This is a genomic window from Exiguobacterium sp. s36 (assembly GCF_018618345.1).
In the GTDB taxonomy this organism is placed as follows: Bacteria; Bacillota; Bacilli; order Exiguobacteriales; family Exiguobacteriaceae; genus Exiguobacterium; species Exiguobacterium chiriqhucha.
Genome location: NZ_JACSLW010000002.1, coordinates 396,766 through 421,048 on the forward strand (window position 1 = coordinate 396,766; position 24,283 = coordinate 421,048).

Here is a 24,283-nt window from a genome sequence, read left to right on the forward strand (position 1 = left end):
TTAAATGAACACGATCAGAAGTTGATAACTTCCTTAACTTTTGCAACGACATCTTTATGGTCAGGTAACCATGCGTCTTCACCTTGTGCGAAAGCGAAGACTGTGTCTGGTGCAGTTACACGAAGCACTGGTGCCTCGAGGTGAAGAATTGCGCGTTCTTGAATTTCAGTTACGACGTTAGCCGCAATACCTGCTTGACGTTGTGCTTCTTGAACGACGATCGCACGGCCAGTCTTTTTAACAGACTCGACGATTGTATCGATATCAAGTGGGCTCACTGTCATGAGGTCGATGACTTCGACGTTGATGTTTTCTTTTTCGAGCTCTTCTGCCGCTTTAAGTGACGTGTGGACCATTGCACCGTAAGTGATAATTGAAACGTCAGTTCCTTCGCGTTTCACGTCTGCTTTTCCAAGCTCGATCGTGTATTCGCCTTCTGGAACTTCGCCACGGAATGAACGGTAAAGTTTCATGTGCTCGAGGAATACGACTGGGTCGTTGTCACGGATTGCTGAGATCAAAAGACCTTTTGCATCGTATGGCGTTGACGGGATGACGACTTTAAGACCAGGTGTCTGAGCCATCAAGCCTTCAAGGCTATCCGCGTGAAGTTCTGGTGTTTTAACACCGCCACCGAATGGTGAACGGATTGTGATTGGCTGGCTGTAAGCGCCGCCTGAACGGTAACGCATACGCGCCATTTGAGCTGCGATCGAGTCGAACACTTCGAATACGAATCCGAAGAATTGAACTTCCATGATCGGACGGAAGCCTGTAAGACCGAGACCGATGGCAAGACCACCGATACCAGACTCAGCAAGCGGCGTGTCGAAGACACGGTCTTCGCCGAGCTCGTCTTGGAGACCTTCCGTTGCACGGAAAACCCCACCGTTTTTACCAACGTCTTCTCCGAAAAGAAGTACTTTCTCGTCGCGCTTCATTTCAACGCGCATCGCATCAGTAATCGCTTGGATCATTGTCATTTGAGCCATAACTTACTTCGACTCCTTTGCTGTATATTCTTCAAGCTGCTCTTTCAAGTTTGAAGGAAGTGTTTCGAACATGTTGTTGATGAAGTCCGAAACTTTTTGTTTTGGTTCTTTGTCAGCGAGGCTGATCGCTTCTTTCACGTCTGCTTTCGCTTGTTCGATGACTTCATTCTCCATGTCTTCGCTCCAAAGCTTCTTGCCTTCGAGGAAGAGGCGGAAACGAACGAGTGGATCTTTCTCTTGGTACTCTGTATCGAGTTCTTTTGTACGGTAACGCGTTGGGTCATCCCCTGCGAGCGTATGTGGTCCGTAACGGTATGTGAGTGCTTCGATGAGCGTCGGAGTTCCGTCAAGTGCGTCTTTACGCGCTTGTTGTGTTGCGGCGAGGACAGCAAGAACGTCCATTCCGTCAACTTGGATTCCGTTGATTCCCGCTGCGACAGCTTTTTGCGCGATCGTTTTAGCTGCAGTTTGCTTCTCAACAGGTGTCGAGATGGCAAAGCGGTTGTTTTGAACGACGAAGATGGCTGGTGATTTGAATGCACCTGCGAAGTTCAATCCTTCGTAGAAGTCACCTTGTGATGAACCACCGTCACCCGTGTAAGTAATGGCGACGTTTGTGTTGCCGTTGCGTTTGAGGCCCATTGCCACACCCGCAGTTTGAATGATTTGTGCCCCGATGATGATTTGCGGCATCAAGACGTTAACGTCTTCAGGAATACGGTTACCTGCGACGTGACCACGTGAGAACAAGAACGCTTGATAAAGCGGAAGTCCGTGGAATACGAGTTGCGGGATATCACGGTAGCCTGGAAGAATCCAGTCTTGTTTGTCGAGCGCATATTGCGTCCCGATCATCGTTGCTTCTTGACCAGCCACTGGCGCGTAGAAACCTAGGCGTCCTTGACGGTTGAGCGAGATGGCACGTTGGTCCCAGATTCGTGTATAGACCATGCGGCGCATAAGCTCCTGAAGTTGCTCGTCCGTTACATCTGGCATTGCGTCTTGGTTGACGACCTCGCCCTTCTCGTCGAGAATACGGAACGTTTGGAAGTTTTCTTCCACGTTTTGAAGTACCTGAACGTTGTTCATTCGTTTCACCTCATCCTTTCAACTATGAGACAATTGTCTTTTTTGTGATCAAACACTACCTCAAATCTTAAGTGTATCTGTCCAAAAAAGCAATCTGTATTAACGTGATTCAGGAAAGTTACACTTATCCTGCCGTTTCCTAGTCAGTATAAAACGGGTTGTTATAATAACGCAAAAAATATGCTCACTCTATAAAAACGCTTACATCAACACATCTTTTCCCTTATTTCGCCTCTGTATCATTTTCATTTCACCTTCTGTACCATCTAAGCGAAATGACTAATAAATATGATATAATTGGTCATATCGCAATGGGAAAGGAAGTTTTGCATGTTAACGATGAAAGATGTGATTCGTGAAGGAGACGAGCGGCTCCGCGCCCGCTCAATCGAAGTGCCGGTCCCACCGACGGCAGAAGACCTCGCGCTACTCGACGAGATGGAGACGTTCCTCGTCAACAGCCAAGATCCAGAGATGAGCGCGAAGTATGAACTTCGGGGCGGTGTCGGCATCGCCGCACCACAACTCGGCGTCAATCGCCGATTTTTCACGGTCCTGCTCCACGAAGAAGAAGAGACGTTCAAACTATCCATCTTCAATCCGAAGATTACGAGCCACTCGGTCGAACAGACGTACTTGAATGGCGGTGAAGGCTGTCTATCTGTCGACCGTGTCGTCAAAGGCAACGTGCCCCGATACCGACGCATCACGATTGAAGGGTTCGACCGTGACGGCGCCCCGATTAAATTGCGGCTCCGCGGTATGCGCGCCATCGTCTGTCAACATGAGCTCGACCATTTAGATGGGGTGCTCTTCTACGACCGCATCAACACGACCAACCCGTTAGAGACCTACGGTGAGCCGATTTGAGGTGACGAGCTTGAAGAAAAAGGCACTGTTGTTAGTATTCCCATTTCTGTTTCTTTTAATCGGGGGATGTGTCCGAATCGAATATGATGCGACCGTCCACTACGACCAATCGGTCACGTTAGAGACGACGTATGCTTTCCGCGACCATCCGGTCATGAAGCTGCTCAATTTGCGGCTCGATTGGGATACATGGAAACAACAGGCGAATGAGAACGGGTATGCGACACGTGACTACTCGAGTCAAGACGACTATGAAGGCATGGTGCTCAAGAAAACGTTCGACAACGTCGATGACCTCCAAAACATTAAAGAGGAGTGGAAGACCGGTCCGGCCGGTATCCTCGTCCCACCTGATATGAAGTTTGATGTCGACAAAGAAGATGGGATTTGGTTTGACTCATACGTCATGAACACGAACCTCGACCTGCGGCTCGACCGCGTCGATTTGCCAGGTCTGAATTTAAGCGGCTCCCCGAAACAACTGGCCGAACGTTACGTTCGTCAAGCCGATATCCGGTTCAATCTGACCGTGCCGACCGGGGTGTTCGTCGAAGACGGTACTGGACTCGATGTACGGTCGATGAAACATGTCGAGTGGCAAGTGTACGGTGGCCGTCAAAATAATATGACGCTCGTCGCCCACGTGCCGAAGGTCAAGGCGTGGATTATCACAGGCGTCATCATCGTCGTCCTTGGCCTAGTCGCTTTCTTTGTTTGGCGGAAATATCGTCAAAACGTCGGTAATCCGGACAAGACGTCGATTCGTTCTCGCATCTTCGGCGGCTTCATCCTCGTCTTGACCCTCGCGTTGATGATCGTGACGATTCGAGAAGAGTTGACGACGGAACGGAAATCTGAGGCGATTCGCCAAGCGGCGCAGACGGACGAGTTCATCCCGACGTTCGCCGTTCACGGCTTGCTCGGGACCGACCGCACATTCCTCCGCTTCTCGCAGTATATGGAACAGCGTGGGCTGGCGAAAGATGGTGCCCTCTGTACCGTGACGGTGAAAGGCGCGGCCGATTGCGTCATCAATGACTACAGCTCGAACCGACCGATTGTCCGGATTGAATATGAGGATGCCGAGGCATCGCTCAACAACCAGACGAAGTGGTTGAATGCGGCGATCGAACGCTATAAACAGGAACGAAACCGTTCGTTCGACCGGATGTATTTGATCGGTCACAGCATGGGCGGTGTGGCGGCAGCGAACTATATCTTGAATCAAGACGAATACATCGTCGATAAGTTCGTGACGTATGATAGTCCGTTCGCCGGAACACGACTTGCCAACTTCGGTCTGTCCGCCAGTAATTTCGGGATCAATACCGGCAGTCCTGCCATCCGGGATTTGTCCCCGAGTTCTGACGGGTTGCAGGCGTTCCAAGAAAAACTTGAGACGTGGCCACGCTCCGTCCAAGTGTTCTCCTTCTCGGGACGCGGTGGCGAGTTCAACTTGATTGAGCCAGCGAGTTCGCTCTTGCTCGAAGAATATACGAACAACATCGAGACGGAAACCGTCCCATACGATCACTTCTCGCTCCACCGGAAGACAGACGTCCTCCGCGACACGGGCCGGTTCCTTTACGAGTTCACGAACGAATTCAATCCAGTCGAAACGAAATGATGAAAACCCGCCTTCACATATGAGGGCGGGTTTTGTTCGTCGTCATGTCGATGGTAGCCCGTCCACAACAAAGCCCACCTTCACAGGAAGGCGGGCTTGTGTCAGTAGGTCATCGTCCAAGTGAGTTTCTGGATCCAATAAATCACATACTTTCCGATTGGCAAATCGGTCTGAATCTCATCATAGGCGAGCGTATACGTTCCTTGCTCGTTGTTCCAGAGACGCTTGAAGTACCCGTCGACCTCGCGGATGAACGCTGTCTCCTCGGTCGTGACGACTTCGACATCCGCCTCCAAGTTGTAATCGTTCATGTTGCGGGTCGTATAGTTGCCCGACCCGATGACGACGACTCGACGGTCCCCTTCCACGTACAGCATCTTCGGATGGTACTGCTCTTCGCCGACTTCGTACCACCGAATCTCGATTTGCTCCGGGTTCACCGTGTTCAATTCCGCGGCGACCGGCAAGTTCGGCAATCCTGACTTGTCGCGCCCGAACGCGTTCGTATTCGGGTCAAGAATCAGTTTGACGAAGACGCCGCGCTCGGCGGCCTCATGAATGGCTTGAATGATGTTTCGGTCGGCCAAGTAGAACATGCCGATCCAAATCGTCTCACCTGATTCCGCTTCTTCCATCGCCTTGATGACGGCGTCCTGAATCTTGGATTCCGTGACGTAGCGGATTTGCATCGGGCCTTCCGACGGCTCGTCGCGCAGATTCGCGAGTTTCTCCTCGCTCGGGAAACGTTCGGCATCCCCTTTCGAGAACGTCGCGATCGCTTCCTCCCCTTCGAGGATGTCCGCTAAAATCGGGCCATCGAGCCGCACCCCGACGTTTGAATGATACCCGCTCGCATCATGCGGGTTGGCCGATAAGACGAAGCCGTCATTCTCGGTCACCATCACTTTGCGGTGGTTCGCTTTCACGTTCAACAGCCGTAAATACGACCGGATCGTGATGTCCGGTGCCGATTTGGCCATCGGGTTCGGCAACCAGCCGTTCTGGCTGTCCCCGAACCATTGGAACCCGATCCGATACAGCGTCGAGTATAAGATGTTCGGGTCGCGGAGCGCATCGAGGTTCGTGTAGACGATTTCCGCGCCCGCTTCCTTCAAGACGTCGAGATGATCGGACGCGTGTCCGTTATAGGTCGTATTGATTTCATCCGTGATTAAGACGACGTTCATGTCCGGATAGGCTTCCATCTGTTCGAGCAAAGCCGATGACAGTTTGGCCGTGATGTCCGGATATTGCCGGTCTTCATTCGAATATGGGTTGAATAAGAAAAAGTCCATGACGATATATTCCCGCGCCTCGCGGATTGACCGCTCGACGTCTTGAAAAATCTCTTGCTCGTTCACTTCCGTGTCTTCCCCTTGATACGTCAAATCAAATAAAAAATCGATTTGGTCATCCGAAATCGCGACCGGTTCCGACGCACGCGACACGCCGTCCGGCAACGGTTTGACTTGATGGTATACCATCGTGATGAGGAAGAGTAAGGCGAATGCGGCCAGGCCCCATTTCAACCAACCTTTCTTCCGTTTCTTGCGTTCCATCAGACACCATCTCCTTTATCTTTGTCCTCTAAAAAACGGGCTGTAGTCCCCTACAGCCCGCTCGTTCATACTTCCATGATGATCGGAAGAACCATTGGGTGTCTTCGTGTTTTTTGTGCCAAGTATGGCGTGAGTGTATCCGAGACGAGTTGTTTCAACTCCGACCACTTCATCTGTTTGTTCGACAACCCTTGCTCGACCGTCTTCTTGAGCAAGCGCTCGCCGTCACGAATCAAGCTGCCCGATTCGCGCATATAGACGAAGCCGCGTGAAATGATATCCGGACCTGAGACGAGTTTACGCGTCTTGCCGTCGATGCTGATGACGACGACGACGAGTCCGTCCTCTGAAAGGATGCGGCGATCGCGCAAGACGATATTGCCGATGTCCCCGATGCCGTTTCCGTCGACGTACACGGCGTTGGCCGAGATTTTCCCGGTGATGGCGGCCGAGTCGGCGTCGACGGCGAGCACTTCACCGTTATCCATGATGAAGCTGTTCTCTTTCGGGATGCCGACCGATTCGGCGAGTTCGGCGTGTTTCACCAACATGCGATACTCCCCGTGAATCGGCATGAAGAATTTCGGGTTAAGCAAGCGAATCATGAGCAATTGTTCTTGTTGCGACCCGTGACCCGACGTGTGAATGTTCGTCAATTTTCCATAAACGACGTCCGCTCCGGCTTTATACAATTGGTCGATCGTCTTCCCGACCGAGATGGCGTTACCCGGAATCGGAGACGACGAGAAGATGACCGTGTCGCCAGGAATAATCGATACTTGACGGTGTGTCCCGTTGGCGATGCGGCTGAGCGCAGCCATCGGCTCACCTTGTGAACCGGTACAAAGAATCGCCACTTCATGCGGCTCGTAGTTTCGTAACTGATTGGCTTCGACGATCATGCCTTTCGGGACGTTGATGAAGCCGAGCTCTTGCCCGATCGTCATGACCTTGTCCATCGAACGGCCGAAGATGGCCAAATGGCGACCCGTCTCGGCACAAGCGTCGACGACTTGTTGCAATCGATAAATGTTCGAGGCGAACGTCGCGAAGATGACGCGCCCTTCGGCTTTCCGGAACGTCTCACTGATCGTGCCGCCGACAACTTTTTCACTCATCGTGAAGCCTTCGACTTCTGCGTTCGTCGAATCGGACAAGAGGCAAAGCACGCCTTCTTTCCCGATGTCTGCCATCTTGGCAATGTCAGCCGGTTCGCCGACCGGTGTGAAGTCGAACTTAAAGTCACCGGTATGGACGATATTCCCTTGTGGCGTCTTCACGACGACACCGAGCGAGTTCGGAATCGAGTGAGTCGTGCGGAAGAACGAGATGCTCGTCTTTCTGAACTTGACGATGGCGTCCTCATCAATCTCATGCAGTTCCGCCTCGCGGAGCAACCCGTGCTCTTCGAGTTTCACTTTAATCAAGCCGAGCGCGAGTTTTGTCGCGTAAATCGGAAGCTTCACTTGCTTCAAGAGAAACGGGATGCCGCCGATATGGTCTTCGTGACCGTGGGTGATGAATACCCCTTTGACTTTGTCTTTGTTTTTAATCAAGTACGAGTAATCAGGGATCACGTAGTCGATTCCAAGCAAGTCATCCTCCGGGAACATGACGCCCGCATCGATGACGATGATTTCATCTTGGAATTGAACAACGTACGTGTTCTTCCCGATTTCTCCGAGTCCGCCTAGTGCGAACACAGCTGTTTGGTGGTTCTTTACAAACTTCATTTAATCTCTCCTTACTACAAGTAGTTGATGTTCATCTATGTGAAACATAAGTGATTCTCGCAATATAATTACGTTCCGTAAGATTCTTTCTTCATTATAGCTCATATTGTGACAATATTTCACTATTGACGTAAGATTGAGGGCTGTTTCTCGATTTCGTGTTATGCTTTTTAGTATACAACTGATTTAATCAAGACAGAGAAAGCATGGTGAAGAAAAATGGAAGATAAGAAAGTAGTCTTTTTTGACATCGATGGCACGTTGCTCCATGAAGGGTCGTACATTCCCCCTTCGACGATCTCGGCCATTCAGCAGCTACGCCACAACGGCGTAGAGACGTTCATCGCGACAGGGCGTGGCCCGGCGATGCTGTCCGATATCCCAGAACAGCTCGGTATCGACAGCTTTGTCTGCTACAACGGACAAATCGTCGTCCACCAAGGCGAGGTCGTCTATCGGAACACGTTGCCGACCGACGCGCTCCGTCGCTTGACCGAACATGCCGGCTCAAACGACCATACGCTCGTCTATCTCGGACAACACCGTGGCGGTGCCACGAAAGCGAACGACCATGTCGTCGAACAGTCACTCGGAGAACTTGATATGCCGATTCCGACATATGATCCGAATTTCCATATCGAACAGGCCGTCTATCAGACGCTCCTGTATTGCACGCCTGAAGAAGAACATCACTATTTGGATGCGTACGGCGAGTTTGATTTCATCCGCTGGCATCCGCACGCCATGGACGTCATCAATCGTGGCGCCAGTAAAGCCGACGGTATCCGTCACTTCATCGAGACGAACGGCTATCGGCTCGAGAACACGTACGCGTTCGGCGACGCTTTGAACGATTTGGCGATGCTTCAATACGTCGGAACGGGCATCGCAATGGGCAATGCCCGGGTCGAAGCGAAAGAAGTCGCCGACTTCGTGACGAAATCGATTCTCGAAGATGGAATCGAGTACGGCTTAAAATCAATGAAGCTCATTTAATGAAAAACGAGAGGCGCGCGCCTCTCGTTTTTTTATCTGGACCGAAGTGTGCGTTCGAGTCGATCCAAGTCCGTATCTTTCCCGATGATGATCAAGATGTCCTCTGGCAAAATCATCTCGTCGGCTTGCGGTGAGATGATGACGTCATCATTGCGGCGGACCGCGACGATGTTGACGCCGTATTTGGCGCGAAGGTCCAAATCGATGAGCGACTTGTTCGACAGTTTGTCCGACGCCTTGATTTCAACGATCGAGTGCTCGTTCGAGAGCTCGAGGTAGTCAAGGATGCTTTGGCTCATCAATCCGTTCGCAATCCGGATGCCCATGTCGCGCTCTGGGTGGACGATGTTATCGGCCCCGATGCGACGCAACACTTTCTCGTGATAATCATTCGTCGCCTTGACCGTGATGATTTGAACGCCGAGCTCTTTTAAAATGAGTGTCGTCAAAATCGAGGCTTGAATGTTTTCACCGATGGCCACGATCACGTGTTCAAAGTTGCGAATGCCGAGACTTTTCAATACGTTCTCGTCGGTCGTGTCCGCGATGACCGCATGCGTCGCCAATCCCATAAACTCGTTGACGCGTTCTTCGTCCGCATCGATCGCCAACACGTCATAACCGTTCGCCGACAATTCACGAACGATCGAGCCGCCAAACCGTCCTAATCCGATGACTGCAAATTCACCTGTCATAATTTCATACATCCCTTTCCTACGCTGTTTCTGTTCCCGATTCTTCGTACAGTGTAACCGATTCCCCTCAAAAAAACTATATAAAAAAAGACCGGAATATCCGGTCTTTACGCTTTACCACTCGAACGCTTTCCGCGTACATAGTCATTGTCGAACAAGAACAGGCGTAGCAAGAGATACAGCGCCGGTACGAGCAAGAGCAATCCGAGGATGAAGACGACGACGAGGGCGATGGCCATCGACTCGTTGACGACGCTTCCGTTGATGTCGATGTACGGATAAAGAATGTACGGCAAGTGCGTATATCCGTATCCGAACCAGGCCATAAAGAACTGACCCATGACCATCAAGAACGCGATGCCGTAGTTTCGCTTCATGTAGACGAGTGCAACGGCTACAGCGAAGAAGATGAAACTTGCAGCGAACCACCACCAGTTGCCCGCTAAGATGCTCTCATAATGCCAAGCTGCCTGCGACTTCAACCCGAAGAAGACGAGGCCCGACGCGACAATCGTCGGAACGCTCCAGAACAAGGCCCATTTTCGAACGAGTGGGACCGCCTGAGCGTCACGCGCCTTATCGGCATAGAACAAGAGGAACATGGCACTGATATAGAGCACCGACACGATTGCCAAGGTGACGACGGTCCAAGAGTAGAAGTTGGTGAACAACTTCATGCCGTCAAAGAAGACGCCCGACTCGGTCTCATTGATAAATCCACCTTGGCTGACGGTAAGAACGGTAGACATCGAGGCCGGGATTAACAGCCCAGTCGCCCCATATAAGAACATATAGAACGTGCTCTCTTTTGATCCATAGTTGGCAAACGCGTAGAAACTACCGCGAATCGCCAACAGAATCAACACGACCGAGGCCGGTACGAGAAGCGCCGTCCCGTAATAGTAAGCCGTATCTGGGAAAAACCCGACGATCCCGACGAAGAAGAAGACGAAGAACACGTTCGTCACTTCCCACGTCGGCGATAAATACCGTGCAATCAGACGGTTGATCTTTTGGTCCCGCTTCGTGTACTTACTATAGAAAGCGAAGAAGCCGGCACCGAAATCAATCGATGCGACGATGAGGTAGCCGTACAAAAACGTCCATAGTACGGCAATCCCTAATTCTTGAATCTGCATGTCATACCCTCCGATCACACTTCATCCGCGAACATCGCTTCACCGCGATGCTCCGATTGTTTTAGTTCTTTCCCTACTGGGTTGTCCTTGAACAGACGAGTCAAGACGAGTACCGTGACCACGCCAAGAACTGCATACAGGATCGCAAAGGCGATAAGCATCCATCCTACGTTTGCCGATGTCGTCGCCGCTTCACTCGTGCGCATCAAATCATAGAGCGCCCAAGGCTGGCGACCGAACTCTGCGAAGAACCAACCGAACTCGATGGCCATCATCGCGAGCGGACCGCCTGCGGCGATGGCGATGAGCATCGGTTTACTGAATTGAGGCAGTCGCTTGATATACCGTCCGAGCACGAACAAGAACGAAATCAATGCCAGCAACATCCCAATCCCGACCATCGCATCAAACAGGTAGTGGATGAATAGTGGAGGTTGATCTTCTTTCGCAAATTCATCAAGACCGGTCACCTCGTAGTTCGGCACACCGCCCGCTAGGATTGACAAGGCGTACGGAATCTTCAAGGCGCCACGTACTTCGTAACCGCCGTCTCCGTCTTCCTCGAGCCATCCGCCTAGAATCAGCTCGGCCTCCGAGGAGGTTTCAAAATGCCACTCCGCAGCCGCCAATTTGTCCGGCTGGTACTTCGCCAAGTATTTACCTGAGAAGTCTCCGACGAGTGCAGTCGCAATCGCGAAGATGAGCGCGACGGTCATCGTCAAGCGAAGACCTTTTTTATGATACTCGATTGATAACTTGTCGAGTTGGTTCCGTCGCTGACGGAGCAACTGGACAGCGGCGATAGCAGCTAAAATGAACGCCGATGTCAGAATGGCCGACGTCAAGACGTGCGCCATTTTGGTCGGCATCGCCGGGCTGAACATCGCCTCGATTGGACTCACGTTGGCGAGTCGACCGTCGACAATATCAAATCCGACCGGCTGGTTCATGAAGCTGTTGACGGTCGTAATGAAGAACCCTGAGAACAAGGCACCGACCGCGACTGGAATCCCGACTAGCATATGGTGCCACGGGTTTTTAAATCGATCCCACGTGTACAAATAAATCCCGAGGAAGATCGCTTCAAAGAAGAAGGCGAACGTTTCCATGAACAGTGGAAGTGCGATCGTTTGACCGGCGACCCGCATCAGGTTCGGCCAAAGTAAAGACAGCTGGAGCCCGATTGCCGTACCTGTCACGACACCGACCGCTACTGTGACGACATATCCCCGTGACCACCGACGGGCCATCAAGGTGTATTTCGGATCTTTCTTTTTAATACCTAGAAACTCTGCCAATAAAATGAGTAATGGAACCCCGACGCCGATTGTGGCAAATATCACGTGGAAACCCAACGTGAGTGCCGTTAACGCCCGGCTCATCAGGACAGGATCTTGAAACATCTATTGATTACCTCCTATCTCTCTCTAGCGCTTTAAACCAATGTCTATCGCGCAACATCACAGATGATTTCCCTTGGATACCCTTATCATAATGATTTTATATAGCGCTGTAATGTCTCAATGCTTGAGTTCGCAAAATGTTCACATTTGAGCATGCTTAACAATATCGACGCTTTACAACTCTTACTTTTTTCCCAAATCTTTAACGGTTCACGCACAATTCTACACATTTCATACAAAAAAGCGGACACCGTCGTGTCCGCTTACTTCATTTAATGATGGCCGTTCTAAAGAAATGATCGAACAGCTCGATGGCGACATCGATGGCCCGCTCATCCGGGTTGAGCGTCGATTGGTGAAGTCCCGACCCCATATCGTTCACGCCGAGCCAGACCATAAAGCCTGGAACTTGTTTCAGCATGTATCCGAAATCTTCACCGGTCATGGCCGGTACGCACGTCTTGTATGAGTATCCGACTTCCTCGACCGCTTCTTCGAATTGGAACAAATAACGTTCGTCGTTGACGACCTCGTGGTACCGGTTGCCGAACTCGAGGTCGATGTGGACGTTATACGTCATCTCCACCCCGGCGATGATTTGACGGATACGTCGTTCGAGCACGACCATTTCCTTGTCCGACAAGGCCCGAATCGTACCGTCGAGCTTCGCCGTGTCCGCGATGATGTTCTCTTTCGTCCCAGCCATCACTTTCCCGATCGAGATGACCGCGCTGCCCATCGGGTCGATGTTCCGCGAGACGATTGTTTGCAGCTGCATAATCAACGCGGCCTGGACGATGACGGCATCAATTCCGGCGTGTGGGAAGGCACCATGCCCGCCTTTCCCATGAATCGTCAGATGCAACTCGCGCGCACTCGCGAACAATACACCTGGACGCGACGCGATCGTGCCGACAGGATATTCTGGTGCGACGTGAAGTCCGAACATCGCATCGGGACGGAAATGATAGAACAATTCCGACATGGCCATCGGCTCAGCTCCGCCCGGACCTTCTTCGGCTGGTTGGAAGAAGATGACGAGGTGATGGTCGAGCGGCTCTTCGACGGCTCGCTTAATCAACCCGAGAGCGATTGCCATATGAACGTCATGGCCACAGGCGTGCATCATCCCTTCATGGACCGAGGCAAACTCGAGGCCCGTCTCTTCGGTGATCGGTAAGCCGTCCATGTCGGCCCGGTAACCGATCGTCTTTTCACCGACAAGCCCGTCGATGCGGACGAACAAACCGGTACGCCAATGCGAGATGTGCACGCGCGGCGAGTTCAAGGATCGAATCAGTTCCTCAAGCGTCGCCTGTGTCTTGAACTCTTCATAACCTCGTTCTGGAATCAAATGTAATTGCCGTCTTGCCTCAATTGCCCAACTCATTCCACACTCTCCTTCGTCACTTCATCAACAATCTCCCAAAACGCCTTCACTTGCGCCAACTCGAGCATCGACTCGGTCGATAACATCCACGTATCCCGGACGAGCGGAATCCCATCCGACGATGTGAGCGGAATCTTATTGATTGCCTCGACGTCGCGAATCGTCGACTCAGGTAAAATCGCGAATCCGATTCCGTGTAACGCCATCTGTTTGCACGTCTCGATTTGGTCGACGACGAGCGTCGTGAGCGGCGGGCTCGAGAAGCGCTCTTGCCACCACTCCAAAATTTCTTGATAATACGTCGAGTCGCTCTTGAATTGAATGAACGAACGCTCGTTATTCTTTAATTGTTTCAAATCGGTCATCCGCAAGTCGACCAGATGAAGCGAATCTGAGAACAATTTCATCTTCTCACCGCGCCAATCCGGATTCCCGCGAATGATGCCGATATGGAAATTTTCCTCTAGCATATAGCGCATCATCTCGCTTGACCAGCCCGTGACGAGTTTGACTCGAACCGATGGATACCGCTCGACGAATCGCTTCAAGACGCGCGGTAGCCAATACTGACCCATGATGGATGCGACGGCGATTTTTAATGTACCGTACACCTCACCTTGTTGCGCTGTCAACTCCCCACGCAGCTCCTGCTCCTCGCTATACATCTTCTTCGCGAAGTCGATGATTTTTTCACCGTCCGGCGTGAGCGCGAGGCCCCGTGTCGAACGGACAAAAATTTTCTTGCCCCACTGATGCTCGATTGTGACGAGGCGCTGACTGAGTGCGGGCTGGGAGACGAACAAGCGCTCCGCCGCTTTCCGCATATTCAACTCTTCGGCGAGGACGATTAACACTTCCACTTCTGATACTTGCATGACGTCACCTATTTCTCTATCGTTTCAAAGATTGTATACTGGATACGTTATTGCTTCACTGTATCATATCATGTTTGTCGATTAGTTTTGAATCGTCAGGAGGAAATCAGATGCAACGTCATCATTTTGCCTTTATTGTCGCCACCATCGCGACGCTCGGCAGTCTTTATTTCTCGGAAATCATGCTGTACGTGCCATGCAAGTTATGCTGGTTCCAACGCATATTTATGTATCCGCTCGCCATCTATTACTTGACGGTGCTTCTCTCGAACCGTGCTGTGAACAAATTGTTCGTCGGTCTCATGGCCGGGGCGGGTTGGGCAATCGCCCTCTATCACGTCATTCTCGAACGCATCCCGAACGGCGACGCGTTCTGCAGTAACGACTGTTTGATTCGTTGGGTGAACTACTTCGGATTCATCACGATCCCGCTGCTCAGCTTGATCGCGTTCACACTCATCTTGCTCATCCAATTCGTGCCGACACGCTCGAAGCGCTAATCTGTGATACACAAAAGAACCGGTCTACCGACCGGTTTTTTTGTTTGATTTAAGATCGCTTTGGCCGGCATCCTTCGTTTCTGGGGAGATGCGGATGCCTCCGCAGCGCGAATCGCGCTTTACGGGGTCGTCCTTGCATCGCTCTCCCCTAGGAGTTCGGTTGCCGGCTTTTGGCATCGATTGATTTGTAGCATAGGGAAGTCCCTTCGATCCGGCCCGTGGCGCCCTGACTCATGCAGGAAAGCAATCCGACGAAGACCCCGCAGTGCCGGATTCGGCGCGAGGAGGCTTCGGGATTGCCTGCTGAAAGCATGGGCGCCTAACGGGACGGTTCGAAAGTTACCACATAAAAAAGAACCAGCCGGGGGCTGGTTCTTAAGATCACTGCCACCACTCGTCATAGAGCGAGGCCGGCATATGGTGTTTATGGCGCGACCGTTTGAAGATTGTCTCAATCCGTTCAGCGATGGCTGGATCGACTGATTTCCCTTCGAGATAATCATCGAGTTGATCATACGTCATCCCGAGAGCGACCTCGTCCGGGAGTCCCGGTTTGTCATCTTCCAAATCAGCCGTCGGCACTTTATAAATCAAGCTCTCATGCGCTTCAAGTTCATGGAGCAACGCTTTCCCTTGGCGCTTGTTCAATCCTGTGAGCGGCGTCAAGTCGGCCGCCCCATCCCCGTGCTTCGTGTAAAAACCAGTGACGTATTCGGCCGCATGGTCCGTACCGACGACGAGGGCACCGTACGTGGCTGCGATGTCGTATTGCACTTTCATCCGCTCACGCGCTTTCGTGTTCCCTTTATGGAAGTCGCCAAGTTCGAGTCCCGTCGCTTCATGGAACGAGTTGGCTGAGGCATCGACGGCCGGTTTCACGTTGACCGTGAACGTTTTGTCCGGTCGAATGAAGTCGAGGGCACGTTTGGCGTCGGCCTCGTCATGTTGCTCGCCATATGGCAGACGGACGGCGTAGAATGTAAAGTCCGCACTTGTTTCCTCACGCAATTCTTCCATCGCCAGCTGGCAGAGCTTGCCGGCGAGCGTTGAGTCCTGTCCTCCCGAGATGCCGAGGACGAGCCCTTTCGCGCCTGCTCGTTTGACATAAGCCTTTAAAAAATCGATTCGGCGACGAATCTCTTCGGCTGGGTTGATGGATGGTTTGACGTGTGTCGTCTCAATAATATGTTGCTGCATTCTCAACTTCCTCCCTATCTGATATCGGTTTGCCTAATTGTCTGACAATCTATGAATGCCGTCAACTTGTTTCATTCCCGAAACAAAACGACGGAAACCTAAGTTTCCGTCGTCCGGTTATTGAATGCGGAACGATGCGACGTCGCCGCCGATCGGTGTCATCTCCAAGAATAATGCTTTTCCTGCCGGTGGTTCTTCATCCATTAAGACACCAAATGTGAAGCTGCCACTTGTCACTTCGGCCGCACCTTGGGCATATAGATTATGACCGTCCGACACGCTCCATTCGAACTCTTCGACGTCCGTGTATCCAGAAACATCAATCGCGTTACCGTTCAATTTGATGGCCACATCGCGGAACGAACCGTCCGTTTGCGCGGGTTGGTCGCTCGGCTCTTCAACGGATTCTTCTGTCGTTTCTTCCGTCGTTTCTTCGGCCGGCTCTTCCGGTGTTTCTTCAGTCGGCACCTCGGAAGCTTCAACGGTCAGCGACTGTTGATCGGTGACCGCCATCTCAGGTGCACCTTCGACTTGGGCCAGACCGACGAAGTCCACCGTGTACTCACCCGCTTCGAGCGTGAGTGGGAATACTTCATCGAACACTTTCTTCTCACCTGGTGCCCACGTCTCTTCGATAATCGATTCTGTGAACATATATTCACTGCCATAGTCGAAGATGGTCGTATCCCCGTTCATCACCGTCATCTGAAAGCGTTGCGACGAATTGAACGTCACGTTGACGGGCTCCTCGTTCGGATTCGTCATCGATACCGTCGCCGACAACTGTTTGGACTCGGCATCGTAGCTCACGTCCGTCTCGAGTGTCAATAAGGCAGGCGGTGTCGACGCGTTACCGTCCACATCGCTCGGGTTCGCTTCTTCTTTGCTGCAAGCCGCGACGACCAACATCATCGCCGTAACGATTGCCAATAACCAAGTTTTCTTCACGTATCCCACTCTCCTCCGAAAAATAAAAAAACGTCTATAGCACTAGTGTAAACGTTCGTGCAGACGTTTGTAATGGGTTTACGGATATTATTCACCTTTATTATGAAACTTGGACGTTTTCCACGTATTGCTGCCATCCTGTCATGAACAACGCGTCAGCGACGTCGATATCGGACCGAACTTGTGCAGAGATCGAGAACGTCTCGCTGTGAATCGACTCAAAGATGACCGTGATCATGCCATCGACGACTTCCTTATAGGCTACGAGTTCTGGTGTTTCTGCAAAAAGCATCATGAGTGTGGCTCCTTTTCGGTTATAAGATATGTATAGTGTATCAACGATTATATTGAGAATAACGTCCCATCGTTCGACAGGCCAAAAGACCCGTTTACCCAACTGTCGAATTGCTGGTATCGATTGTTAGTCATTTGGATGAATTATCAAATTATTCGTGCAAAAAGAGAGACGAATCGCAATCCGATTCGTCTCTCTTCCTGTAACTGTAAAAAAATTAAATTCATGATTGTCGAATGATTTGTTACTTCGTTCGGTTTGAAATTTGTTGCCACACTGTCCCGAGTGCCGTTTCCCCGCTCGTGATTCGTTCTTTGGCAAGGCGTGCCTGCAACGACACCTCGAACTCACGATCGTCTTCGGCGATTTTGAGGGCGGGTACGGCCTGTTCATCTCCGCAGTCGAACAAGAAGCGAGCGGCCCGCCACCGGACGAGCTTGCTCTTATCCTTGAGCGCCTCAATCATCGACGGTTGCGACTGCGGCAACGCCCAATCGGACACCGTGTCGCCGGCCGTACGCCGTACAATCGGTGACGAGTCGACGAGCGCCTGTTCGATATACGTGACATACTCTTCCCGATTCTCTTCGAACATGCCAATCATGACGACCGCTTGTCGACGGATGGCCATTACCTTGTCCTCGAGGGCGCGGCGGAAGTACACCATGTTGTCCGGGGTAATCTCGAGCTCGTCCAAGAACGCCAAACGTGCTTTCCAATCGTCTGATTGCAATTGGTTCGCATTGGCTTCATAGTCGGCTTCCCGGCCAAACGCCCGGGCGACGATGCGAGCGACCCGCTCTTCAGGATACGCCGCCTCGAGTTCTTCTTGCGCGACGACACTCACATCCTCGAGCTCACCGTAACGCGGGGCTTGTTCGACCCAGCGTCGGTCTTGGATGACGTTTTTCACTTGGGCCTGCACGTCAAGTGCGGCGTCGACGAACCGTTTTGACAGGCCGACCCGTTTTTCCGAGTCGCCTTTGACGAGTTTCAATTGCATCGGCACATCGAGGACGAACTGGACCGAGACGTGCACCGGTTCGTAGTCCGCCGCCATTTGGCTTGCCTCGACTTCCGGCACGTCTTCCCCGAACGCGCGGCGAATCTCGTTCATGACGTCGTGCCAGTCATGTTTCGGATGGCGTTCGACGGCGAGGAAGTCGGAGACAGCGTAGACCGACTTGACCCCGCGTAAGCCGACGATGTCTTCAATGATCGGCGGCATATCACGGCTCGCCTTGTCATACGTGACACCACGGCCCGTGAACGCCGGTTCGACGATAATCTTCAAGTTATTTGGACTTGGAGTTGGTTCGATTGCTACTAATTTCATTCTCATCACCTCACTCTCAATCGTGACGAAAACGACAAAAAAACGCAAGCGAGTCGCTTGCGTCGTGAACAATCAAAATAGGGCGATGAACTGTTGGAGCGAATACTCTTCTCCTTCGACGATGAACGTATCATCTGCTGACACAGGCTCAAGGAAGAAGCGCTTCTCCCCATCGACCTTGACGTATCCGAAGATATGGCTCGTTTGATAGAACAATTCCACAATCGTCACCCGGCCGAACGTCATCCCGTCATTGATGATCGCCCGGTCCTCCAACTCGCCGCCATTATATAGTTCAATATACGTTTGCATGTTTGTCGTCGCTCCCTTTGTGTTTGTTTTCACAATTCATTTCTATCAAACAATCAGGGCGACTTCAAGTTAATTTTTTGCGTGACGCTTCCAAAAATCAATCCAGTTATAATACTCAGATAACACTCGGTCGATTTGTTGCCGAGACTTTTCATCGTGTAATCCAGTATCATCAATCTTTTCTTTACAATGCGTGATAAAGATTTCATTTCCTGGTAAAACGTTAGCACGATTTGTGGCAAATACTTGACGGAGATGAATTTGACATCGCGCCGTCCCAAGCATACCCGGAGACGCCCCGGCAATCATGACCGGTTTCTCACGGAGCGGCGTGCCTGGTTCGAGCGACAGCCAATCGATTGCGTTCTTCAACACACCCGGGATGCTGTGGTTATATTCCGGGGTGACGACGAGCAGACCGTCCGCCTCACGCACGGCTCGTTTGAAGTCGCGTACGACTTCGGGTTCATCCGGGTCGATCAAGTCGTCGTTATAGAGCGGCATCTCAATCGAAGCGATCTCGACGTCGAACCGATCTTGCCCGAGCTCGATGATGGAATGGAGCAGCGCCGTGTTATATGACGCCTTACGAAGACTTCCTGATACGGCAACGAGTTTGAATTTAGACATCCTGTACCTCCTTGAGCCAATCATTGATGAGTTGCGCTTCTCGTTCTGGCTGTTCCATCATCCCCATATGGCTAGCCGGTACCGTCTGTTTCGTATGACGGTCCGCCCCTAGGAAAGCGCGTTCCGCATCCATGTTCGGATCATTAGATCCATATAGGAAGAGACCGGGCAAGTTCGTCGACCGGACCGTCTCCGTTTCATCGGCACGGTCGCGGATGGCCATCTGCGCGGAAATGATTCCTTCTTTTGACATCTCGTAGCCGATTTGCTTGGCGCGTTCAATCAGCGTAGTGTCGGAATCAGCGGCAAACACACTCGGAATCATCGTGTCGATGAACGGATGTACCCCTTCTTCCATCACTCGTTCGATGGCTTCATTCCGCTTCGCTTTGGCCGGCTCTGGATCAGCCGCCGCTGTCGAATGAATCAATCCGAAACCAGATAGCGCGTCCGGATGACGGCGGACGAGGTTGGTCGTGATGTAGCCCCCGAACGAATGACCGAGCACGATTGGACGCTTAAGATCGCGCAGTCTCATCTCAGAAAGCACCCAATCCGCAAACTGATCCATCGTCTCTGGTCCAGCCTCCGTCCCGGCATGTCCCGGTAATGTCAGCGCGTATACGTCCGCGTCCATCAATGGGATAAGTTCCTCAAAATAGTCAGGTGATCCACACAATCCATGTAACAGCACAACTTGTCTCAACGTCATTCCTCCCTTTCATTCCATTCGTCTTTCAAGAGACGATACATCGTCAAATCCATGAAACGTCCGTGACTATACGCATAGTCATGGAGCAGCCCTTCCTCCGTAAAGCCGAGCTTTTGCACCAACCGGTTCGACCCTTCGTTCCCTGGAGCGACGAGCGCCGAGATCCGATGAAACTTGAACTCGTCAAACCCGTATCGAATGACGGCAGACGCCGCCTCGAACGCAACACCCCGGCGCCAATGGCTCGGCGCGACCTCGAAGCCAATTTCGGCCCGAAAATACTGCGGGGTCCAGTTGTGAAAGCCGATCGTCCCAATCAGTTCGTTCGTGTCGCGGTCACAGATCGCCCAGCGAATCGCTTTTCCTTGCTGAAATTGATCTTTGAAATAAGCGATGACGTTCTTCGCCTCATAGACGGCCAGTAAAGGATCGGACCCGTAATAACGCATCACTTCCTCGGTCGAAAGAATCACATAGAGCGCCCTCGCGTCACGGGGTTCGAGTTCCCTCAAAATGAACCGGCTCGTCACGAGCTCGGGAAAGCTTTTTTTCAACCCCCACATATGGAATCCGCCTTTCTGCTTCTTTTCCTCAATTATAACCATTTTCCCAAAAAAACCATCATTTCAATCCTCTAGAACCGCTCAAACATGGCGCGCCACGAAGGGATTTGCTAAAATCAAACTATAGTGACTTCGAACTGAGGGGATAATTATGTCAAAACAGTTGTTCTATATTAAACAAGACCGAGAACTGCAACGTTTTACACTGCATGGCGTCACTTTAAACGATGTCACCGAGGCGTTATCACTCGCCCGCCCGATGATTATTTGTCGGACGGACATGAAAGGGATGAGACAGTCGTCCCGGACCCGGTTCCGCTATATCGAGGCGCACGAACTGTCGACGTTCTCGACCAAGTATTTAAATAACCAAACGAGTTTCACCGCCATCGACTTTCCTGACTATCATCTGCTTGAATCGCTATCGGATCACGAGATCGCTGAAATCTTGTTCCTCAGTCATATGGAACGTGGCTTAAAAGGGCCTTTCCTGAACTCGATTCAAAACGAGATTGCCTTCTTCAACGAATCGAATGATCGTCATAGCAGCCTGTACATAAAAGACTGGTCGACGATCTCGCACTTCTTGCAGAGCGTGCTGCAAAGCAAGCTCGACCGCGACATTCGCAACATCAGTTTCGTCCCAATCCCGCTCCCGGTCATCGATGAGATTTTGGCGTTATCACCGCAAGGGTTGATTATCGATTTCGATCATACGAAGCGGAGCCTGTTCAATCGGCAAGTCTCGATTGCCTTCTATGTCGCCGGGCGTTACGAGGACATGTCGGTGCTCGAAGAAGACTTTGATGCGAAAAAAGAATCGATCGCGTTGAAAGGACAATTGACGTATCGCCGTCGTACGTGGGAAATTGAACGATTTTGAGTTCACCCGTGCAATAATCTTTATCGAACCTGAGCCAATCAGGTTCTTTTTTGTTATCCCGCTCATACGGATTACGTTTCAAATCCCATCACCAAGCGCCTGAGACACTATTTTTATAAATTGATAACAAATTGTCTTAATTTTTCGTTAAATTAACTCTTTTCTTTTATCGCGAGGAGGGTATACTAGGAATAACCTTCTGGAGGAATGGAAGGCAATATAGAGAAAGCGAGGTGAAAATCTATTCATCACGCGGATGAATAGATACACGAGATGGAACAACTGAAAGTACAGGGAATGTCTTCGTTCACCAAGTTTGCGACGAATGGAAAAATGCTGAAACTAAAAGATGCAGTAGCCGGCGAGCAACGGATTTCGCTTCAAGAAGCGACCGATATTCAAGTCTCAATGCTCGACGAGGACCATTCGCGCTTCACTATATTCGGTCAGTCACACCCACTTGTCGAACTGACCCTTCCTCACCATTCTTGTGAAGTGTTACATGCCTGGTTATTACACAAGTTAAAACGACAAAAAATCAAATTGGCTTCTAACGCCTAAACGAACAAAGCGCGTTCCTCTTATGAGGACGCGCTTTGTTCGTTTTTCCGATAAATCGTCACGCCGCCGTGTTTTGCTTCACCGACGACTTCAAACAGCCAGCCCTTGTCGACCAAAAGTGAACGGACCGTCAAAAAGTCGTCTTTCGGGACGATGAGTTCGTCGACCGTCCCGTCGAGAAGTTCTTGAATTTTTGGTTTCCACTCGTTCATTTCACTTCATCCCTCTCCGTTTGTTGTCGGTTTGCCCAGGCGAACAATCGTTCACTCGTCTGCATCACATTTTCCGGTACGAACACATCTTCCGGCACCTGAGGATGCGACGCGACCGGCTCATCGATGGCGAGCACGATCGTTTCACCGAGTGCCCGTTCCACATAATCGGCTACAAACGCGAGCCGTTCACCGTACGTTTTTGGCGCAGCGTCGTCGAGGGCAACCGCATAGGCCGCATCCACTTCGTTGTCCTTTAATAAGACTCGGCCCGAGTCGAGGATGGCGAACGGCGGGACCGCGTCTACATGAAACACTTCATAGGCTCGATACGCCGTCTCATCGCACGATAAGAGCGGCACGAAGCGGCGTTGTCCCGTCCACTTCTTGAGTTGGAACAACGTTCGCATCGCCGTGAATGACTTGGCCCCGGACGCATCTTTTTCGACCAAAATCGTCGGTGCGTCGGCCGCGTCCGCTCGAGTTTGATCCATGAACAACCATGTTTCGACTTGTGAGACTAAAATCAATTTCGTTTCCTCCTTATTACTTCTGACCCTGCCACGATGACGAGCGCGACGAGCCACCCGCCGATGACGTCACTGAAATAGTGAACGTTCAAGATGACCCGGCTGAACGAGACGGCCAACACCATCGCGACAAGCAAGCCGAACCCGATCAAGTTTTCATTGCGGCGGTACATCAAGATTGCCAGCATACCGTACAAGGCGAGTGATCCAGAGGCGTGACCGCTCGGGAAGCTATAAGTCGTCGCGTCGAGCGCGGCATCGATTGACGGTCGGTCAACCCCGAACACGAGCTTCAACACTTGTGTCACGAGAAGCGTGGCGATGACGACAATCGGCAAACGGAACGCCTCAAAGCGGTTCCCTCGCCATAAGAAATAGAGCATGCCAATAAAGGATAGACCAATCAACACTTTCACACTGCCGAGCTCGGTCACATAAACGAACAATGGTCCAGCGAGCGGTTCAAGCGAAGCCGTGACGAAGCGGTCGACCGGTACGACCCAACCTAAAACGACGACCACCGAGAAGAGAACGAATCCAATCGTCCCGGTGATCGCCAGCTCTTGTGATCGAGAAGTCATCAATACAACCCTTTCCGTTCCCGCATCTCGTCTTCGCCGAAGTCGGTCATGTCACGCAGACGGTGCGCCAACCGACCTGAGGCGTTCGCCGCGATGGCACCGACGAGGTCATCCATGAACGTATGGACTTGGCCGTCGTCCATTTTCGTGTCGAGCTGTTTGATGATCCCGATTTTCGCTTTGTCTAAGTATCCGAACGTCGTCACGGCAATCGAACCATATGTGTTGACGGCCCCGATCGCAATCGTCTCATCGACACCGAACAACCCTTCATCCGACGCCACGATCGACAAGAGCGGCTCCGACAATTGCCCGCGCTCGGCGAGCATGTCGAGTTCCGACCCGACGAGAATCGCGTGTTGGAGCTCGCGTTTATCTAACACGGCCTCGACCGAGTCCATGCAGTCTTTCAATGATAAGTGTGGCGAATACGGTGCTTGCATTTGATAGACGATTTCGGCGATCGATTCGATCGATACGCCCCGTTCAATCAAGCGAGCCCGTGCCGCGTCGCGTACATCGCGTGAGTGTGGTACATGTTTCATCATAGATGCGGGAACATTCCCGCTACACATCCTTTCATCTCGAGAAGAGCTTCTCAAAGTACTCAATGTCTATTATACTGAAAACTCGAAAAAAAGACTAAGCCCGCTTT

27 protein-coding genes are annotated in these 24,283 nt (G+C 51.6%); 6 read left to right on the forward strand and 21 right to left on the reverse strand.

Translation table 11 applies throughout. The annotated features are described in order from the left end of the window. Nucleotides 1-14: 14 nt before the first annotated feature. Both KNP95_RS07515 and pdhA read right to left on the reverse strand, forming a co-directional pair. Entirely contained in the window at nucleotides 15-992 is a 978-nt protein-coding gene (locus tag KNP95_RS07515) for an alpha-ketoacid dehydrogenase subunit beta (RefSeq protein WP_021066995.1), read from the reverse strand. Nucleotides 993-995: 3 nt separating this feature from the next. Continuing rightward, a complete protein-coding gene (pdhA, locus tag KNP95_RS07520; RefSeq protein WP_021066994.1) occupies nucleotides 996-2,081 on the reverse strand; it encodes a pyruvate dehydrogenase (acetyl-transferring) E1 component subunit alpha in 1,086 nt (361 codons plus the stop codon). Nucleotides 2,082-2,411: 330 nt separating this feature from the next. Between pdhA and def the strand changes: the two genes are divergently transcribed. Next, nucleotides 2,412-2,951 carry a peptide deformylase gene (def, locus tag KNP95_RS07525; RefSeq protein ID WP_021066993.1) on the forward strand — a complete coding sequence of 180 codons (540 nt, stop codon included), beginning with the start codon at nucleotides 2,412-2,414 and terminating at the stop codon, nucleotides 2,949-2,951. 1 nt (nucleotide 2,952) lies between these two features. Then, nucleotides 2,953-4,578, forward strand: a complete 1,626-nt coding sequence (locus KNP95_RS07530; protein WP_214836458.1) for an alpha/beta hydrolase — start codon at nucleotides 2,953-2,955, stop codon at nucleotides 4,576-4,578. Nucleotides 4,579-4,679: 101 nt separating this feature from the next. Here the strand turns inward: KNP95_RS07530 and KNP95_RS07535 are convergent, their stop codons facing one another. Beyond that, the gene (locus KNP95_RS07535) at nucleotides 4,680-6,137 is read right to left on the reverse strand and encodes a phospholipase D family protein (RefSeq protein WP_021066991.1); all 1,458 of its coding nucleotides are present in this window, start codon (nucleotides 6,135-6,137) and stop codon (nucleotides 4,680-4,682) included. A 65-nt stretch (nucleotides 6,138-6,202) separates the two neighbouring features. After that, nucleotides 6,203-7,870 carry a ribonuclease J1 gene (gene rnjA, locus KNP95_RS07540; RefSeq protein ID WP_021066990.1) on the reverse strand — a complete coding sequence of 556 codons (1,668 nt, stop codon included), beginning with the start codon at nucleotides 7,868-7,870 and terminating at the stop codon, nucleotides 6,203-6,205. Between the two features lie 219 nt (nucleotides 7,871-8,089). On the opposite strand from rnjA, the gene KNP95_RS07545 reads away from it, so the two are divergent. After that, entirely contained in the window at nucleotides 8,090-8,866 is a 777-nt protein-coding gene (locus KNP95_RS07545) for a Cof-type HAD-IIB family hydrolase (RefSeq protein WP_021066989.1), read from the forward strand. A gap of 32 nt (nucleotides 8,867-8,898) precedes the next feature. Here KNP95_RS07545 and KNP95_RS07550 read toward each other — a convergent pair whose 3' ends face one another. The 5 genes from KNP95_RS07550 to KNP95_RS07570 all read right to left on the reverse strand — a co-directional run bounded on the left by KNP95_RS07550 (nucleotide 8,899) and on the right by KNP95_RS07570 (nucleotide 14,368). After that, nucleotides 8,899-9,561, reverse strand: coding sequence for a potassium channel family protein (locus tag KNP95_RS07550; protein ID WP_029595762.1), 663 nt, complete (start codon nucleotides 9,559-9,561; stop codon nucleotides 8,899-8,901). Between the two features lie 107 nt (nucleotides 9,562-9,668). Next, on the reverse strand, nucleotides 9,669-10,700 hold the full coding sequence (locus tag KNP95_RS07555; protein WP_021066987.1) for a cytochrome d ubiquinol oxidase subunit II: 1,032 nt from the start codon (nucleotides 10,698-10,700) through the stop codon (nucleotides 9,669-9,671). A gap of 14 nt (nucleotides 10,701-10,714) precedes the next feature. Next, nucleotides 10,715-12,103, reverse strand: coding sequence for a cytochrome ubiquinol oxidase subunit I (locus KNP95_RS07560; RefSeq protein ID WP_214836380.1), 1,389 nt, complete (start codon nucleotides 12,101-12,103; stop codon nucleotides 10,715-10,717). 268 nt (nucleotides 12,104-12,371) lie between these two features. Next, nucleotides 12,372-13,493 (reverse strand): N-acetyldiaminopimelate deacetylase, encoded by a 1,122-nt coding sequence (locus KNP95_RS07565; protein ID WP_021066985.1) that lies wholly within the window; start codon nucleotides 13,491-13,493, stop codon nucleotides 12,372-12,374. Then, nucleotides 13,490-14,368: a transcriptional regulator CcpC gene (locus KNP95_RS07570; protein WP_021066984.1), complete on the reverse strand. Its 879-nt coding sequence runs from the start codon at nucleotides 14,366-14,368 to the stop codon at nucleotides 13,490-13,492. Before KNP95_RS07570 ends, KNP95_RS07565 begins: the two co-directional genes overlap by 4 nt. A gap of 110 nt (nucleotides 14,369-14,478) precedes the next feature. Here KNP95_RS07570 and KNP95_RS07575 point away from each other — a divergent pair, with 110 nt between their 5' ends. Next, a complete protein-coding gene (locus tag KNP95_RS07575; RefSeq protein WP_021066983.1) occupies nucleotides 14,479-14,868 on the forward strand; it encodes a disulfide bond formation protein B in 390 nt (129 codons plus the stop codon). Between the two features lie 381 nt (nucleotides 14,869-15,249). Here KNP95_RS07575 and nadE read toward each other — a convergent pair whose 3' ends face one another. From nadE to KNP95_RS07615, 8 genes are all read right to left on the reverse strand, one after another. Then, nucleotides 15,250-16,065, reverse strand: a complete 816-nt coding sequence (gene nadE / locus KNP95_RS07580; protein ID WP_029595764.1) for an ammonia-dependent NAD(+) synthetase — start codon at nucleotides 16,063-16,065, stop codon at nucleotides 15,250-15,252. 117 nt (nucleotides 16,066-16,182) lie between these two features. Continuing rightward, nucleotides 16,183-17,013: a BsuPI-related putative proteinase inhibitor gene (locus tag KNP95_RS07585; protein ID WP_353048987.1), complete on the reverse strand. Its 831-nt coding sequence runs from the start codon at nucleotides 17,011-17,013 to the stop codon at nucleotides 16,183-16,185. Nucleotides 17,014-17,113: 100 nt separating this feature from the next. Continuing rightward, nucleotides 17,114-17,308 (reverse strand): hypothetical protein, encoded by a 195-nt coding sequence (locus tag KNP95_RS07590; protein WP_021066980.1) that lies wholly within the window; start codon nucleotides 17,306-17,308, stop codon nucleotides 17,114-17,116. A 244-nt stretch (nucleotides 17,309-17,552) separates the two neighbouring features. After that, complete coding sequence (locus KNP95_RS07595) at nucleotides 17,553-18,644, reverse strand: virulence factor (protein ID WP_029595766.1); 1,092 nt, start codon at nucleotides 18,642-18,644, stop codon at nucleotides 17,553-17,555. Nucleotides 18,645-18,716: 72 nt separating this feature from the next. Next, complete coding sequence (locus KNP95_RS07600) at nucleotides 18,717-18,956, reverse strand: hypothetical protein (RefSeq protein WP_214799090.1); 240 nt, start codon at nucleotides 18,954-18,956, stop codon at nucleotides 18,717-18,719. 69 nt (nucleotides 18,957-19,025) lie between these two features. Continuing rightward, nucleotides 19,026-19,586, reverse strand: coding sequence for an NADPH-dependent FMN reductase (locus tag KNP95_RS07605; protein WP_021066977.1), 561 nt, complete (start codon nucleotides 19,584-19,586; stop codon nucleotides 19,026-19,028). After that, nucleotides 19,579-20,292, reverse strand: coding sequence for an alpha/beta fold hydrolase (locus tag KNP95_RS07610; protein ID WP_214836383.1), 714 nt, complete (start codon nucleotides 20,290-20,292; stop codon nucleotides 19,579-19,581). Before KNP95_RS07610 ends, KNP95_RS07605 begins: the two co-directional genes overlap by 8 nt. Before the next feature lie 2 nt (nucleotides 20,293-20,294). Next, nucleotides 20,295-20,861 (reverse strand): GNAT family N-acetyltransferase, encoded by a 567-nt coding sequence (locus KNP95_RS07615; RefSeq protein WP_021066975.1) that lies wholly within the window; start codon nucleotides 20,859-20,861, stop codon nucleotides 20,295-20,297. A 151-nt stretch (nucleotides 20,862-21,012) separates the two neighbouring features. Here KNP95_RS07615 and KNP95_RS07620 point away from each other — a divergent pair, with 151 nt between their 5' ends. Both KNP95_RS07620 and KNP95_RS07625 read left to right on the forward strand, forming a co-directional pair. Beyond that, on the forward strand, nucleotides 21,013-21,744 hold the full coding sequence (locus tag KNP95_RS07620; RefSeq protein ID WP_021066974.1) for a hypothetical protein: 732 nt from the start codon (nucleotides 21,013-21,015) through the stop codon (nucleotides 21,742-21,744). A gap of 273 nt (nucleotides 21,745-22,017) precedes the next feature. Continuing rightward, nucleotides 22,018-22,305: an FHA domain-containing protein gene (locus KNP95_RS07625; RefSeq protein WP_029595769.1), complete on the forward strand. Its 288-nt coding sequence runs from the start codon at nucleotides 22,018-22,020 to the stop codon at nucleotides 22,303-22,305. 20 nt (nucleotides 22,306-22,325) lie between these two features. On the opposite strand, the gene KNP95_RS07630 is transcribed toward KNP95_RS07625, so the two are convergent. The 4 genes from KNP95_RS07630 to KNP95_RS07645 are packed head-to-tail and all read right to left on the reverse strand — an operon-like array spanning nucleotide 22,326 to nucleotide 24,173. Continuing rightward, entirely contained in the window at nucleotides 22,326-22,517 is a 192-nt protein-coding gene (locus KNP95_RS07630; protein ID WP_214836386.1) for a hypothetical protein, read from the reverse strand. Beyond that, complete coding sequence (locus KNP95_RS07635) at nucleotides 22,514-23,047, reverse strand: hypothetical protein (RefSeq protein ID WP_214836388.1); 534 nt, start codon at nucleotides 23,045-23,047, stop codon at nucleotides 22,514-22,516. Before KNP95_RS07635 ends, KNP95_RS07630 begins: the two co-directional genes overlap by 4 nt. Continuing rightward, nucleotides 23,044-23,628, reverse strand: a complete 585-nt coding sequence (locus KNP95_RS07640; protein ID WP_021066967.1) for a phosphatase PAP2 family protein — start codon at nucleotides 23,626-23,628, stop codon at nucleotides 23,044-23,046. Before KNP95_RS07640 ends, KNP95_RS07635 begins: the two co-directional genes overlap by 4 nt. Next, on the reverse strand, nucleotides 23,628-24,173 hold the full coding sequence (locus KNP95_RS07645; protein WP_029595773.1) for a phosphatidylglycerophosphatase A family protein: 546 nt from the start codon (nucleotides 24,171-24,173) through the stop codon (nucleotides 23,628-23,630). Before KNP95_RS07645 ends, KNP95_RS07640 begins: the two co-directional genes overlap by 1 nt. Between the last annotated feature and the right edge of the window lie 110 nt (nucleotides 24,174-24,283).